This window comes from Eubacterium sp. 3_1_31 (assembly GCF_964249515.1).
Taxonomy (GTDB): domain Bacteria; phylum Bacillota_I; class Bacilli_A; order Erysipelotrichales; family Erysipelotrichaceae; genus Longicatena; species Longicatena caecimuris.
This window is the reverse complement of record NZ_CAXUBY010000039.1, coordinates 13,189-28,295: the sequence shown is the minus strand read 5'-3', so window position 1 is coordinate 28,295 and position 15,107 is coordinate 13,189. Positions and strand designations below refer to the sequence as shown.

Sequence of the window (15,107 nt, the reverse complement as noted above, 5' to 3'; positions counted from 1 at the left end):
TTCAGAACAAAGCATAGAAAAAAGAGGTGTAACCTCATAGACTTGTCAATTCAGTCTATTTCGTTACAGCCTCTTTCCTACATAATAAAGACAATTGCTATGAAATGCAAAATACTGGCGATATTAATACAAATATGCCAATAAGAATGAAAATATTTATGTTGTGGTTTGCCATAAAAGAAGGCGCCAATGGTATACATGATACCGCCAGCTACGATCAACCCTAGAAAGAGTGGCGTTACATTCTGGATGATTGCAGGCATAAATAAGAGTGCTGTCCATCCCATAATCATATAAATCGTCATAGACAATTTCGGATAAGATTTTGAGGATAATGCTTTTAATAAGACACCGCCGATGACGGCACACCATTCAATACAAAGAATGGCAATACATTCCCAACCGCCGATGACACATAAAGCAATAGGGGTATAACTACCGGCAATCGCAAAATAAATGCAGATATGATCTAGCTTACGGAAAACATATTTATGATCGCTACCAAAAGGCATACAGTGATATAAGGTAGAAACGATAAACATCAAAAACAAACAAACTATGAAAATGGAAACACCTGTCGAACGCAAGGTTCCACCAAGTTCATATGAGTATACAGCTGCGGCAGGAAGAGCGATAAGACAAAGCAATGCCATGATTCCATGGGTCACACAATTGGCAACTTCTTCTCCTAATCCCAGTTTATACATATCACGCATGGATTTTTCTTCCATGAATGCATCACCTCCCATGAAGTTGTTACCTATTGTAGCACAATTGTATAAAAAGCTCAACGAAGGTTGTCGAAGAAATATTTATTTAGCGCTCATATAAAGAAGTGTCCTCTATATGAAACACATTTCCGTAAGAGTGCTGATTGAAAAAATGTGGGAATCTTAAAATATCTTGTAAGACATGGGAAAAATCATGATATAATAGAAAACGGTATAAAAAGCAGATTCGTATTTTAGTAATGATTATTTATCAGACAATACGTGACTTTTTGAATGGAGGCACCTATGTTTTTAAAACGAATAGATCTGCAGGGATTTAAATCCTTTGCGGATAAATCCATCATCACCTTTGATTCTGATGTCATTGGTATCGTAGGGCCAAATGGCTGCGGAAAAAGTAATATCAATGATGCCATTCGCTGGGTGTTGGGGGAGCAAAGCGTAAAATCACTGCGTGGGACCAGTATGAGCGATGTTATCTTTAATGGCTCAACAGAACGAAAACCGGTAAATATGGCTGAAGTGACCTTGGTCTTCGATAATTCGCGTCACATTATGAATGTCGATTTTGAAGAGGTTGAGGTTACCCGTCGTTTGCATCGTCAAAGCGGTGAAGGCGAATATTTCATCAATAAGACACCATGCCGTTTAAAAGATATCGTTAATCTTGTGATGGATACTGGATTAGGAAGAGATTCTTTATCTATCATATCACAGGGAAATATTTCAGCTTTTGCGGATGCAAAGCCTGAAGAGCGAAGAGCTTTATTTGAAGAGGCAGCCGGTGTGGCTAAGTATAAGAAACGTAAAAATGAATCGTTAGGCAAATTAAATCGAACACAGGAAAATCTGTCTCGTTTAGAAGATATCATTATGGAATTGGAACGTCAGGTGAATCCTTTAAAGCGGCAGGCAAAGAAAGCGAATATTTATATTGAGAAAAAAAGTGAACTAGAAAAGATTGAGGTTAGTGTGTTAGTGGATGAGATTGAAAAACTGCACACGCAGATGGAAGAGCTGAAAAAGAAATCTTTTGATTTAGACACACAAAAAGCGATGCATGAGACAACGATTTCCGTAGAAGATAATCAAAATAGTGAATTACGGAATGAGATGTATCAGTTGGATCGTGAAATCACCAAATTACAGGAAACTTTTACGAAATTAAGTGAAGATGCCCGTATGTTGGAAACGCGGAAGATCGAAATGGATGAAAAGCGTAAATATGCGTTGGAATTTGCCAGTAATGCAGAGAAAGCGAAAGAATTAAAAGCAATGATGGAAGAGGCTCATTATGAATATGAGGATCGTTCTCGCCGTTTACAAGACTTGGAAACGGATATGGCATTGCGTAAGGAAGAAATGACGAAATGTGATAATGATATTTCTTATTGTTTGCAGGAAAATCAACAGGCGAATGCCATCTTGAATCGCTTGCAGAATCGTAAGGATGTATTAGAAAATTTAGCGCGTCAGCCATTTAATCATCAACAGGCGGTCAAGGCAGTACTAGATGCAAATTTAAATGGTATCTTAGGGGTAGTATCCCAACTGTTTAAACCGCAGATGAATTATGAAACGGCAATTTCAAATTCATTGGCTGGAGCAATGTATCATATTGTAACAAAAGATGAGGCATCTGCGCGGCATGCAATTTCTTTTTTGAAAAAAAATCAGTCAGGTAGAGCAACCTTTTTACCTTTAACTGTCATGAAACCACGCTATATGAATAAAGAACATCGCATGTTGGCTGAAAACTGTGAAGGATTCTTAGGAATCGCGAGTGAATTTGTTGAAAATGAAGAACGGTTTAACACCTTGCGAGATGCATTGTTTGGGAATGTCATTGTGGTGGACCAACTGGTGAATGCGAATGAGATTGCCAAGGTGTTGCGCTATGGCTATAAGATTGTAACGCTTGAAGGAGATATCGTTAATAAAGGGGGAAGTATGACAGGTGGACGTACTCGTAATCAAGCAACTCCTTTAACGATACAAAAAGAATTGAATCAGGTGTTGCAAAGCCTAGATGGTCAAAGCATGAAAGTAGATGGCTTAAAGAATCAGCTAACAGCTTTGCAAAGCAAAAAAGAACGCTTGCGTACCGATTTTGTGCAGATGCAGATATCCAGTGCGCAGCTAGATCCTATCGTTAAGGCAAAATGGGCGAAATATGATCGTTTAAAGGCGGATTACGAGCAAATTGCCCCGCAGGAAGATTTAGCAGATAGTGCGCTGATGGAAGATGATATCGTCGTCAAGCTTTCCGCGGTGCATTCTAAGATTGATGATATTACCTCACAGATGAAGAGCAAACGTGAACGTCGTTTAAAAGCCGGAAACGAAGTGGAACGTAAGGATGGACAGATTCGCCAATTACGTCGAGAGCTTAATGTGTTACAGAATGAAATGCGCGAAGTAGAAGTCGCACAAGCTAAAGCTGAAACACGGTTAGAAACAAGTATGGAGCGTTTGAGTTCTACTTATGAAATGACGTTTGAATATGCGCAGAGCATGAAATTAGATACAGATATGGAGGAAGCTCGCAGACGTGTTGTCGTGTTGCGCCAGGAAATTGCGGCGTTAGGAAATGTAAATTTAGATGCGCCGAAAGAATATGAAGAGGTGAGTGAACGCTTTACCTTTTTATCGAAACAGCGCGAAGATTTATTGGCGGCAAAGGATAAGATTCTTACCGCAATCGATGAGATGGATGAAATCATGATCAAACAGTTTAAAGAGATGTTTGATAAGATCAATGCGCAGTTAAATGATGTTTTCCGAGCCTTGTTTGGCGGTGGTAAAGCTAGATTGTTCATGGTGGATCCACAGGATGTGTTAAATACCGGCATCGATATTGATGTCCAGCCTCCAGGAAAGACCGTACAAAATATTCGCCTTTTCTCTGGTGGTGAAAAGAGTTTGATTGCGATCTGTGTGCTCTTTTCTATCCTAAAGGCGAGAACGATGCCACTGTGCATCTTTGATGAGGTAGAAGCTGCTCTTGATCAGGCGAATGTTGAACGATTTGCCAAATACATTGGGCAATTCCGAGGAGAGAGTCAGTTTATCGTAGTGACTCATCGTCCGGGAACAATGGCGCAATGTGATGCATTATATGGGGTTACCATGCAACAAAATGGTGTGTCGCAGCTGTTAAAAGTTAAGCTGCAGGATGCAATTCATATGATTGATAAAGAAGAGGTGAGTGCATAATGGGAATTTTATCAAAATTAAAAAATACATTTTCATCCAAGAAGGATGGTGATCGCTATCTAAGTGGTTTAAATAAATCAAAAAAATCGTTTTCTGAACGTATTCGCCGTTTAGCAGTGGGATTTGCTGGTGTTGATGAAGCGTTCTTAGAAGAATTGATGATTGTCTTGCTAGAGGCAGATATCGGTATAAAAACAGCTCAGAAAATTGTTGATGAAGTAGAAAATCGTGCAATGGATCGGAAATTGAAGAAATTTAATGAAATCACCGATTGTCTGATTGAAGTTATGCGAGATATGTATTGTGCAAAAGAGGACGCTCCTTTTCATAAAAATACAGATGGTCCTACGGTGATCTTAATGGTTGGTGTAAATGGCAGTGGGAAAACAACCACCACGGCTAAACTGACCAAACGTTTTCAAGAAGAAGGAAGTAGTGTTGCTTTGGCGGCAGCGGATACATTCCGCGCAGGAGCGATAGATCAATTGGCAACCTGGGCCCAACGCTTAGATGTGCCTTGTATCAAGGGACGCGAAGGCGGAGATCCAAGTGCAGCTTTAGTGGATGCGTGTCGCTATGTGAAAGAACATCAGATTGACTATTTGATTGGAGATACAGCAGGAAGATTGCAGAATAAGGCGAATTTAATGAAAGAGCTGGAGAAAATGCGCCGTGTTATTGAACGTGAAATTCCTGGTGCGCCGCATGAAGTATGGTTGGTGTTGGATGCAACAACCGGACAAAATGGTATCTCACAGGCACAGATTTTCTTAGAAACGACCAATGTGACAGGGATTATCTTGACGAAACTTGATGGTACGGCAAAAGGTGGCATTGTCATTGCGATACGTGAACAATTAGGTCTGCCTGTAAAATATATCGGTTTAGGAGAAACGGTGGATGATCTTCGTCCGTTCGATATTGATTCTTACTTATATAGCATGTGTGAAGGATTATTAGAAGAATGATCGAAAAAACCGAAGAGATGAACGCACTGCTTGATTTTTATGAAACACTTTTAACCGAGAAACAAGCAGAAGTGATGAAATTATATTATCAAGAAGATTTTTCACTTTCGGAAATTGCGGAAACGTTAGCGATTTCGCGCTCAGCAGTAAGTGATCATATGAAACGCAGTTCTTTGATCTTACAGGAGTATGAGAAAAAACTTCATCTTGTGCAAAATTATGAAACAAGAATCAAAATCTATGATAAAATAAAAGCAGTCGGTGATGCAGAAATCTGTACACTGGTTGAGGAATTAGAAAAATTGGAAAATTAGCAGGAGGAAAGCAGAAATGTCTAAAATTATTTCAGTGAACGCAGGTAGTTCATCATTAAAATTCCAGTTGTTTGAAATGCCATCTGAGACGGTATTAACGAGTGGTATCGTCGAAAAAATCGGTTTTGAAGATGCGATGTTTACCATTAAAGTAGATGGTGAGAAAATTAAAAAAACATTGCCTATCCCAGATCATACAAAAGCAGTGGCTTTATTGTTGGAAGCTTTGGTAGAATATAAGATTGTCAATAGCTTAGATGAAATCGTTGGCGCAGGTCATCGTGCTGTACATGGTGGAGAAATCTTTAAAGAAAGTGTACCTGTAACAGATGATGTAGTTGCTAAATTTGCATCTTTAAATGACTTAGCACCATTACATAACCCAGCTGGTTTAGTTGGTTATAACGCATTTAAAGAAAACCTACCAAGCTGTAAACATGTGTTCGTTTTTGATACGGCATTCCATCAGACAATGCCAAAAGAAAGCTATATTTATGCATTGCCAATGCGTTATTATGATGAATATAAGATCCGTCGTTATGGTTTCCACGGAACTTCTCATAAATATGTATCCTTACGTTGTGCAGAATTAATGAACAAGGATGTGAAGGATACAAAGATCATTACTTGTCATTTAGGAAATGGCGCATCGATTACTGCTGTAGATGGTGGAAAATCTATTAATACATCCATGGGCTTTACGCCATTGGCTGGTGTGATGATGGGAACACGCTGCGGTGATATTGATCCTGCTATCGTTACGTATGTCATGAAAAAAGAAGGATTAACTCCTGATGAAATGGATACGGTTATGAATAAGCAATCAGGTATGCTAGGCGTTTCGGGCATTAGTTCTGATGCACGTGATATTGAAGATGCTTGCAAGGAAGGCAATGAAAGTGCCATCTTAACAACGGAAGTATATGTGAATCGTGTTATCAATACAGTAGGTGGCTATTATGCACAGCTTGGTGGTGCGGATGCTATCGTCTTTACTGGTGGTATTGGAGAAAATGATACGAATATTCGCCGTTTGGTATGCGAACGTTTGAAGGATGCATTTGGTATCGTCTTAGATGAAGAATTGAATGCAAAAAGCCGTGGAAAAGAGCTATTATTATCAAAACCAGAAAGTAAGGTTCAGGTGTGGTTGATTCCTACTAATGAAGAACTGATGATTGCGCGTGATACCTTTGCATTGTTAGGTGAATAAGATGTATCAAGCACTGTTTGATTTAGTTGAGCAATATGACATTATCACGATATATCGTCATGTTTCTCCAGACAGTGATGCCTTGGGTTCACAGTTTGGTCTCAAACAGTGGATTCAAGATACATATCCCAAAAAGCAGGTATATGCTTTAGGGTCGAGTGGAAGCGGTTCACGTGACGGCAATTTTCCCGCAATGGATGTTGTAGATGATGAAACAATAACACAGAGTCTCGCTATTATCTTGGATACGGCGAATAGTGCCCGTGTGGATGATGAACGCTTTCTAAACGCTGCCTATCGATTGAAAATAGACCATCATATTTATGTCGAAACATTTGCCGATGTAGAAATTATTCAGGATCTGAAAGGTGCTACATGTGAAATATTAGCAGATATGTTTATGCAAAAAGGTATTCGTATATCTGCACTGTGTGCACAATATTTATATGGTGGTTTAATTGCTGACACTTTACGTTTTTCTATTTCAACCATGACACCAGATACGTTCCACGTGGCTGCTTATTTATTAACATGTGGTGTGGATGTAGCTAAGGCAAATGAAGACAATTTTTCGACAAGTCTGCGTCTATATCGTTATGAAAATTATATTCGTGCGAATTGCAGTGTCTTAGAAGAGAAATTAGCCTATATGATCGTATCCAAAGAAGATTACGAGCATTATGGACTGACGTTTGATGAGGCGAAGGAAAAAGTATTTGTTATGGGCGGTGTACAGGAATTTGAAGCATGGGCCTTATTTATTGAAAAAGAACGAGATGCTGATGGTAACGCAATCTATAATGGTAGCCTGCGCTCTCGCCAAAAAACGATCAATGATATTGCCAATACTTATCATGGTGGCGGACATCGCTTTGCCTGTGGGGTTAAGGGATTAAAGAAGGATGACATTAATCGCTTATTACAGGACTTATTAAAACGCATTGATGAATAAATAAAAAGTCTTGAAACTGTTGTTATGTAGTAGTATAACGATAGTTATAAGACTTTTTTCATGTTTTCTGTACTTTAGAAACTATTTAACTACCATTTTATGAGTGAACTTATGATGAAATTCCCTGCCAAATGAAAAGGTAGAGATAAGTATGTGTATTCCTTACGTTATAAAGACGTAGTATGTGCATACATGTAATGAAAAGGAAATCTAAAAGGTTAGAAAAATGATATTCTCAATGTAATCTTTAGGAAATCTGTGGAAGAGGTTCAAGTTTTCTTTTATACATGATAAAATATAAGAATGAAAGAGGTGATGTCATGAGTGTACATCTGCATGTGCGCAGCTGTTATACCTTGCTGCAAAGTACGATGACCATACAAAAGATCGTTGACAGTGCTAAGCGGTATGGCTATCATGCGGTAGCACTTTGTGACAAAGAAGTTATGCATGGAGCCATGGCCTTTTATCATATGGCTAAGAAAGCTGATATTCAGCCAATCTTTGGTATGGAAGTAGAGGTGGCTGAAGAAGAGGGAATATTTGGCTTTATACTATTGGCCAAAAATGATGATGGTTATCAAGCGTTGATGAAATTATCTACAATGCTAAATACAAAAGAACGGAAAGAACAGTTAACAATGGAAGAGTTGTTAACGTATACGAAAGATTGTGTCGTCTTAACAAATGGTGACCAAAATCAGATGGAAACATATCTCATAAAAGAAGAGATGGAACATTTGGCAGCCTTTTTGCAACGGTGTAAGGAAAGTTTCGCGACTTTCTATGTAGCAATCTCTCGTAACGACAGCCCGTTATTACGACAAAAGAACCGACTTTTAAAAGCATTATGTCAACAGATGCAAATACCAACGACGGCTTTATCTCGTATATATTTTGATGAAGCGAAAGGTGAAGAAAGCTATAAAACACTATGTGCTATCAACCAAGGGGTATCTTTAGATGATAAGATGCTGAATTATAGCCCAAAGCGATATTTCCGCTCGAAAGAAGAAATGGTAGAACTATACGATGAAGATGATCTGGCAGCCAGTGATAAAATTGCTCAGATGTGTCATGTTGAAATGAAATTTCCAAAGGCCATTTTACCTAAATTCAAAAATCGTTATGGTATGAGCAGTGAGGAATTCTTACGCAGGCTTTGTCATAAAGGACTTGAGAAAAGGATGCAATATCAGAAAATCCCATCTGTTTATGAGCAGCGTCTGCGTTATGAATTGGATGTTATCATTTCTATGGGATATGCAGATTACTTTTTAATAGTCTGGGATTTTATCCGTTTTGCAAAAACGCAAGATATTTACATTGGGCCAGGCCGTGGCAGTGCTGCCGGTTCATTAGTCGCCTATTGTTTAGGAATTACTCATGCCGATCCGATTCGCTACCATTTGTTGTTTGAGCGTTTTTTAAACCCTGAACGTGTTTCTATGCCGGATATCGATACCGATTTTCCAGATGATCGAAGAGATGAAGTGATCGCCTATGTGCATGATTTATACGGAGAACATCATGTGTCACATATTATTACATTTAATACCTTGGCTGCAAAACAGGTACTTCGCGATGTAGGAAAAGCGATGCAAGTTGCCCCAAGACAGATTGATTTGTTATGTAAATTAGTACCAAATCGGCCCAAAGTAACTTTACAGGATGCTTATCAGGAACGTGTGAAATTCAAACAAATGATCAACAGCGGTGAACAAATGCGGAAGCTGTTTGCCATTGCTTTGCAATTGGAAGGTTTGCCGCGTCACTCCTCTTTGCATGCTGCCGGTATAATTTTAAGCAATGAGGATATTTCTAATGTTTGTCCATTAATTGATGTAGATGAAGGAATGTGTGCCACACAATTCACGATGGAGTACTTGGAAGAATTGGGACTTATCAAAATGGACTTTCTGGGATTGCGTAATCTGACCATTATTGATGAAATTGTCCATCAGATTAATGCGAAAGAGAAACGTTTAGATATCATGCATATCCCTTTAGACGATGCGAAAACGTATCAGCTCATTCGATCAGTAGATACGGTCGGAGTCTTTCAATTAGAAAGTGAAGGGATGAAAAATTTAATCCGTAAGATGAAACCGACTTGTTTTGAAGATATTGTGGCTACGGTAGCACTTTTTCGACCTGGACCGATGGAAAATATACCTCGCTATTTGGAATGTCGTACACATCCTGAAAAAGTAGATTATCTACATCCTGATTTAAAGTCGATTTTAGAAAACACTTATGGCGTTATGATTTATCAGGAACAGGTCATGCAGATTGCTCAAACAATGGCTGGCTTCTCACTTGGCAAAGCGGATAACTTGCGAAAGGCGATATCAAAGAAAAAAGGTAAGGAATTACAAAGTTTACGAGAAGATTTTGTCGAAGGTGCTAAACAAAAAGGTTATGAAGAGAGCTTGGCAATACGTGTCTATGAATTGATCATGAAATTTGCGAATTATGGTTTTAATCGTTCACATTCTGTTGCTTATGGTATGATTGCTTATCAGATGGCGTATTTGAAAGCCAATGCACCTTTGTACTTCTTTACCGCTTTGTTGAATAGTGTGATAGGTTCAGAAACTAAGACGAGTGAATATGTTTTTGAAGCAAGAAAACGACATATTGAAATATTGTTGCCATCAGTAAATCAAAGCAGCAACCAGTATGAAATAGAAGGCAATGCATTGCGCTTTCCTCTTGTTGGTATTAAAGGTATTGGCAATGCGGTATCTAATGTCCTAATTGAAGAACGTCAAAAACGTGGGAACTTCAAAGATTTCTTTGATTTTGTGGCGCGTATGGAAGGGCAAAAGCTTGGTAAAAAAACAATGGAAATGCTGATATTTGCCGGGGCATTGGACGAATTCAAGATCAATCGCAGTTCTTTGTTAGCATCTTTAGATGATGCAATACGTTATGGAGATCTGGTGAAGATTGAGGATCAAGATCAAATATTATTTGATTTTGAATTAGTAAGCAAGCCGGCATTAACTTCTTTAAAAGAAAATGCGGCACAGCGCGCTGAACGTGAAAAAGAGATGCTAGGCTTTTACTTATCTGCTCATCCGATTACGGCATTGCGTGATAAAATGCAGCAAGGTTTGGTGCCTTTAATTGCATTGACCTCACATTTGCATTCTTATGTGAAATTCATTTGTATGGTTGAGCGTACCAAACAGTTCCGTACAAAGAATGGTCATTTAATGATGTTTGTGGTAGGAGCTGATGAAACAGGGAAGTTTGATTTGGTTTGTATGCCAAATATTTATGAACTACATGCTGATGATCTAATCAAGGGGAATTATCTGTATGTGGAAGGAGTTGTTGATAAAGAAACCTCCTGCTTGGTCAAGAAACTAACACGTATACAGAAGGATGAGGAATAAGGCTAGCTTCATTCGTTAGGAAGTAAAGGATTGGCGATACAGAAGTAAACGCAATGTTTATTATGTTTGTTAAAAAAGATTGCAACTATTGTAGAATTATCTCAAAATGGATTGCATGCGTATTAACATCGTCATATCGAATTGATAAGTAAAGAATGAAAGAAAAAATTAGGAAGGCATGAAAGAAAAAAACTCTTGTTAATTATTAGAGTTTATGATAACATATCTATGTTGTATGTCCTCTTTTGGATTTACAACCGCTCAAAACAGGGTTTAAGCATGAGAAATCATCACCTTGCATGGCGAGTCTTAAACAAGAAGGAGGTGCGATTATGTACGCAATTATTGAAACAGGCGGAAAACAGATCCGTGTAGAAGAAGGTGCAACAATCTTCGTTGAAAAATTGGATGTAGCTGAAGGAGAAACAGTAGTATTTGACAAAGTTGTCGCTTACTGCAACCGTGCACTGCGCGTTGGTACTCCATATGTAAAAGGTGTAAAGGTGAATGCTAAAGTTGAAAAACAGGGCAAAGCTAAGAAAATCATCATTTACAAGTACAAAGCAAAAAAAGGAAGCTCTCATCGCAAACAGGGTCACCGTCAGCCATATACAAAATTAACAATCGAATCTATCGAGGCTTAAGAATATGGTAAACGTCGAGGTTAAACGACAGTCGGATTTTCTACAGGAAGTGCTGATTCATAATCATGCAGAATATGGCGAACATGGTCAAGATCTTGTATGTGCCGGAGTTAGTTCTATCGCGGTAGGAATGCTGAATGTTTTGGACCAAATGACGAAACATGACGTGTGCGAACTTGTCATGAAAGAAGCATATGTAAAAATCAGTTTAAAACAGAGAGATGAAACGGCAGAGCTTTTACTAGAAGCGATGCTGATTCAATTAAAAACTCTGGAAGAAAATTATCATAACTATATTTCAATACATGATCAGGAGGTGTGAGTATGAAATTCGTATTAGATATTCAGTTGTTTGCATCTAAAAAAGGTGTTGGTTCTACAAAGAACGGTCGTGACTCTGAGTCAAAACGTCTTGGCGCAAAATTAGCTGATGGACAATACTGCCACGCAGGTTCTATCATTTATCGTCAGCGCGGAACGAAAATTCACCCAGGTACAAACGTTGGGAGAGGTGGAGATGATACCTTATTTGCAAAAGTAAATGGTATCGTAAAATTCGAGCGTTTAGGTAAAGATAAGAAAAAAGTATCAGTTTACCCACAGGCTTAAGAATAAAAAATCCCCACATGGGGATTTTATTTTTGAATAAAGTTTGTTTAAAAAATAGATAAGGAGGTGTGCAAATGTTTGTAGACCGTGTAAAAGTACATGTAAAAGCGGGAAAAGGCGGTGATGGTATCGTTGCTTTCCGTAGAGAAAAATATGTTGCCTATGGTGGGCCAAGCGGTGGTGATGGCGGTGATGGCGGTGATGTTGTCTTCATGGTAGATGAAGGGAAAACAACATTGTTAGATCTTCGTTATAACCAAAAGATTGCGGCTGAGCCAGGTGGCAAGGGAAAAACAAAGAAAATGCATGGAGCACGAGGTGCGGATTGTGTTGTTAAAGTTCCATTAGGAACGATTGTAAAAGATATGAAGAGTGGTAGGATCATTGCTGATCTGACCCATAAAGGACAACGAGAGGTTATTGCCAAAGGTGGTAAAAAGGGCAAAGGAAATTTTCATTTTAAATCAAGTAAAAATACGGCTCCTCAATATGCAGAACTAGGTGCGCCAGGAGAAGAATTAGATATCCAAGTAGAATTAAAGGTGCTAGCCGATGTTGGTTTGGTCGGTTTTCCATCTGTAGGAAAATCAACACTCTTATCCGTTGTATCAAAGGCACGTCCAGAGATTGCAGAGTATCACTTTACGACCTTAGCTCCGAATTTAGGCATGGTTCAAGTACCGGATGGACGTAGTTTTGTTATGGCAGATTTGCCGGGCTTGATTGAAGGTGCAAGTGAAGGTAAAGGATTGGGGCATCAATTCTTGCGTCATATTGAACGTTGTCGCGTGATTATCCATGTAGTTGATATGGGCAGCCATGATGGCCGTGATCCGCTAGAAGATTATAAGATCATAAATGAAGAGTTAGCAAACTATGAATATCGTTTGATGGAACGTCCTCAGATTGTTTTGGCGAATAAGATGGATCTAGAGAAAGCAAAAGAAAATCTAGAACGTTTTAAAAAGGCCTATCCTGAGGTAGAAGTTTTTGAAACGACGACGATTATCGCGGAAGGTTTGGAGCCGGTATTATATCGGGCAGCTGATTTATTAGAAACTACACCACAATTTCCATTATTCAATGATGCAGAAGTGGATGAGGAAGCCGAAGGTGTCTTATATAAATTTGAACCCGAAAAACCAGCGTACGAAATTCGCAATCTTGGAAATGGTGATTGGGAAATCGTTGGTGATGAGATTGAACGAAGCTTTAAGATGAGCAAACTGGATAATGAAGAAGATTTCATGCGTTTTGCGCGTAAGATGCGTAAGATGGGGATTGACCAGGCATTGCGTGATGCGGGATGTCAGGACGGCGATACCGTTGTCATCTGTAATATTGAATTTGAATTTATGGAATAAACAGAATGTCGGTGATGATCTGCAGACTTTCATGTCTTGCTACATCACTGACTTTTTCATATGAAAGAAAATATATTTAGGTAACATGGAAACGCAAGATGTTTGGTTAAACTACTAGTAATTTTCTATGAAATCCGTTATCATAATGCTATGTGATGGAGGTAGATGTTTATGAAGATGGTATCATGGAATGTCAATGGAATCCGTGCCTGTATGACAAAGGGCTTTATGGATTTCTTTCAAGAAATAGATGCAGATATTTTTTGTATTCAAGAAACGAAGATGCAACCGGGGCAATTGGATATTGTAACACCCGGATATTATCAATATATGAACAGTGCAGATAAAAAAGGATATAGTGGAACAATGGTGTTTACCAAAGAAAAGCCAATAGCGGTGACCTATGATCTGGGTATTGATGAACATGATCATGAAGGACGTGTCATTACCTGTGAATATGAAAACTTTTATCTGGTTTGTGTGTATACACCGAATTCAAAAGATGGTTTATTGCGTTTGGACTATCGTATGCAATGGGAAGATGATTTCCGCGCATATCTGAATGCATTAAAGGAAAAGAAAAGTGTGATTGTTTGTGGCGATTTGAATGTAGCACATAAGGAAATCGACTTAAAAAATCCAAAGACCAATCGTCGCAATGCCGGTTTTACTGATGAAGAACGAGCGAAGATGACAACGCTTCAACAGAGTGGCTTCATCGATTCTTTCCGTTATTTATATCCAGAGCAGGAAGGCATATATTCATGGTGGAGCTATCGCTTTAAAGCGCGCGAGAAAAATGCCGGATGGCGCATTGATTACTTTTTAGTGAGTGAAGATGCCAAAGATAAGATACAGGAAGCAAGTATTCATACAGATGTATTTGGCTCTGATCATTGTCCGGTTTCACTTGACATTGACTTTTAAAAGTTCGTACGAAAGTACGGCTTTTTTTATATTATGATGTTGCATCCAAAAATATAAGATAAATAAGAAATATAAGAAAATGATTGCAATCTTTTACTGAATCCCATATAATGGGAACTATAAAGGGAGGGTTTCTTATGATAGCATTTGCACCAAAATCATATGTATATATAGATTATGAAACATTACAGGATGAGGCGATGGAAGGGCTGTTAGCATTATTTGCAAGTAAGCATATGCAAATGCGCCTTTGTGTAAAAGATGCCTGGGAATTGGAAGAAGCAAAACATCTGGATACGTATGGGTATATCTGCGATGTTGTTTATGGTGAGGACATTCTTTCTGCATTAGTGCGTTATGCAAAAGCCAAAAAACAGCGCCAGAAACATATTTTATTATTCACACAACAAACGATTGATCTTCACAAGGTGGATGATATTGGTGTTATCACTCTGGGAAAGAAGGGAGAATATGAAAATTTACAAAGTTTTTTACAGGTAAAGAGTGCTTATGTGAAACAATGGCAATTTCGCTTATCTTGCATTATGGTGTTGTCTGCAGTGCTAATTGGCTTAACTATGTATTTTGCCTATCAAGGAACATTGCCTTCCATATTAAACGATGGGTTTATCGCTTTCCTTGCTCTCATGCTTCCATTAGCTGCTTTTATTCTTAGCTTTGGCTATGGTGTTAGTAAAGATGTTTTTTCATTAAATTGTTTATGGGCTTTATTGGATGCAATTTAAATCCATTGACATTTTGTAG

At 38.5% G+C, this 15,107-nt stretch carries 13 protein-coding genes and 1 other annotated feature; of the genes, 12 read left to right on the top strand and 1 reads right to left on the bottom strand.

Annotation, left to right across the window (positions count from 1 at the left end; translation table 11 throughout):
- Nucleotides 1–77: 77 nt before the first annotated feature.
- A complete protein-coding gene (gene trhA, locus ACESSZ_RS13130; RefSeq protein WP_008688711.1) occupies nt 78–731 on the bottom strand; it encodes a PAQR family membrane homeostasis protein TrhA in 654 nt (217 codons plus the stop codon).
- 285 nt (nt 732–1,016) lie between these two features.
- On the opposite strand from trhA, the gene ACESSZ_RS13125 reads away from it, so the two are divergent.
- The 12 genes from ACESSZ_RS13125 (at nt 1,017) to ACESSZ_RS13070 (ending at nt 15,088) form a co-directional block, all read left to right on the top strand.
- The gene (locus ACESSZ_RS13125) at nt 1,017–3,947 is read left to right on the top strand and encodes a chromosome segregation protein SMC (RefSeq protein WP_008688710.1); all 2,931 of its coding nucleotides are present in this window, start codon (nt 1,017–1,019) and stop codon (nt 3,945–3,947) included.
- On the top strand, nt 3,947–4,915 hold the full coding sequence (gene ftsY / locus ACESSZ_RS13120; RefSeq protein WP_008688709.1) for a signal recognition particle-docking protein FtsY: 969 nt from the start codon (nt 3,947–3,949) through the stop codon (nt 4,913–4,915). Before ACESSZ_RS13125 ends, ftsY begins: the two co-directional genes overlap by 1 nt.
- Nucleotides 4,912–5,229 (top strand): YlxM family DNA-binding protein, encoded by a 318-nt coding sequence (ylxM, locus tag ACESSZ_RS13115; RefSeq protein ID WP_008688708.1) that lies wholly within the window; start codon nt 4,912–4,914, stop codon nt 5,227–5,229. The genes ftsY and ylxM overlap by 4 nt, the downstream gene beginning before the upstream one ends.
- A gap of 16 nt (nt 5,230–5,245) precedes the next feature.
- Nucleotides 5,246–6,442, top strand: a complete 1,197-nt coding sequence (locus ACESSZ_RS13110) for an acetate/propionate family kinase (RefSeq protein WP_008688707.1) — start codon at nt 5,246–5,248, stop codon at nt 6,440–6,442.
- 1 nt (nt 6,443) lies between these two features.
- Nucleotides 6,444–7,394 carry a DHH family phosphoesterase gene (locus ACESSZ_RS13105; RefSeq protein ID WP_008688706.1) on the top strand — a complete coding sequence of 317 codons (951 nt, stop codon included), beginning with the start codon at nt 6,444–6,446 and terminating at the stop codon, nt 7,392–7,394.
- A gap of 320 nt (nt 7,395–7,714) precedes the next feature.
- Nucleotides 7,715–10,798: a DNA polymerase III subunit alpha gene (gene dnaE, locus ACESSZ_RS13100; RefSeq protein ID WP_008688705.1), complete on the top strand. Its 3,084-nt coding sequence runs from the start codon at nt 7,715–7,717 to the stop codon at nt 10,796–10,798.
- A 245-nt stretch (nt 10,799–11,043) separates the two neighbouring features.
- Nucleotides 11,044–11,118 (top strand) — a sequence feature (ribosomal protein L21 leader region).
- A 12-nt stretch (nt 11,119–11,130) separates the two neighbouring features.
- Nucleotides 11,131–11,442, top strand: a complete 312-nt coding sequence (gene rplU / locus ACESSZ_RS13095) for a 50S ribosomal protein L21 (RefSeq protein ID WP_008688704.1) — start codon at nt 11,131–11,133, stop codon at nt 11,440–11,442.
- Nucleotides 11,443–11,446: 4 nt separating this feature from the next.
- Nucleotides 11,447–11,764, top strand: a complete 318-nt coding sequence (locus ACESSZ_RS13090) for a ribosomal-processing cysteine protease Prp (RefSeq protein ID WP_008688703.1) — start codon at nt 11,447–11,449, stop codon at nt 11,762–11,764.
- Between the two features lie 2 nt (nt 11,765–11,766).
- Nucleotides 11,767–12,051 (top strand): 50S ribosomal protein L27, encoded by a 285-nt coding sequence (rpmA, locus tag ACESSZ_RS13085; protein ID WP_008688701.1) that lies wholly within the window; start codon nt 11,767–11,769, stop codon nt 12,049–12,051.
- Between the two features lie 74 nt (nt 12,052–12,125).
- A complete protein-coding gene (gene obgE / locus ACESSZ_RS13080; RefSeq protein WP_008688699.1) occupies nt 12,126–13,415 on the top strand; it encodes a GTPase ObgE in 1,290 nt (429 codons plus the stop codon).
- Between the two features lie 171 nt (nt 13,416–13,586).
- Nucleotides 13,587–14,342 carry an exodeoxyribonuclease III gene (locus tag ACESSZ_RS13075; RefSeq protein WP_008688697.1) on the top strand — a complete coding sequence of 252 codons (756 nt, stop codon included), beginning with the start codon at nt 13,587–13,589 and terminating at the stop codon, nt 14,340–14,342.
- Between the two features lie 137 nt (nt 14,343–14,479).
- A complete protein-coding gene (locus ACESSZ_RS13070; protein ID WP_008688696.1) occupies nt 14,480–15,088 on the top strand; it encodes a hypothetical protein in 609 nt (202 codons plus the stop codon).
- The last annotated feature ends 19 nt before the right edge of the window (nt 15,089–15,107 follow it).

Bases quoted from the DNA above. Each gene is read 5' to 3' on its own strand.
- ylxM (WP_008688708.1), top strand. From the start codon at position 4,912: ATGATCGAAAAAACCGAAGAGATGAACGCACTGCTTGATTTTTATGAA.
- rplU (WP_008688704.1), top strand. From the start codon at position 11,131: ATGTACGCAATTATTGAAACAGGCGGAAAACAGATCCGTGTAGAAGAA.
- ACESSZ_RS13090 (WP_008688703.1), top strand. From the start codon at position 11,447: ATGGTAAACGTCGAGGTTAAACGACAGTCGGATTTTCTACAGGAAGTG.
- ACESSZ_RS13105 (WP_008688706.1), top strand. From the start codon at position 6,444: ATGTATCAAGCACTGTTTGATTTAGTTGAGCAATATGACATTATCACG.
- ACESSZ_RS13110 (WP_008688707.1), top strand. From the start codon at position 5,246: ATGTCTAAAATTATTTCAGTGAACGCAGGTAGTTCATCATTAAAATTC.
- ftsY (WP_008688709.1), top strand. From the start codon at position 3,947: ATGGGAATTTTATCAAAATTAAAAAATACATTTTCATCCAAGAAGGAT.
- rpmA (WP_008688701.1), top strand. From the start codon at position 11,767: ATGAAATTCGTATTAGATATTCAGTTGTTTGCATCTAAAAAAGGTGTT.
- ACESSZ_RS13070 (WP_008688696.1), top strand. From the start codon at position 14,480: ATGATAGCATTTGCACCAAAATCATATGTATATATAGATTATGAAACA.
- dnaE (WP_008688705.1), top strand. From the start codon at position 7,715: ATGAGTGTACATCTGCATGTGCGCAGCTGTTATACCTTGCTGCAAAGT.
- ACESSZ_RS13075 (WP_008688697.1), top strand. From the start codon at position 13,587: ATGAAGATGGTATCATGGAATGTCAATGGAATCCGTGCCTGTATGACA.
- ACESSZ_RS13125 (WP_008688710.1), top strand. From the start codon at position 1,017: ATGTTTTTAAAACGAATAGATCTGCAGGGATTTAAATCCTTTGCGGAT.
- obgE (WP_008688699.1), top strand. From the start codon at position 12,126: ATGTTTGTAGACCGTGTAAAAGTACATGTAAAAGCGGGAAAAGGCGGT.
- trhA (WP_008688711.1), bottom strand. From the start codon at position 731: ATGGAAGAAAAATCCATGCGTGATATGTATAAACTGGGATTAGGAGAA.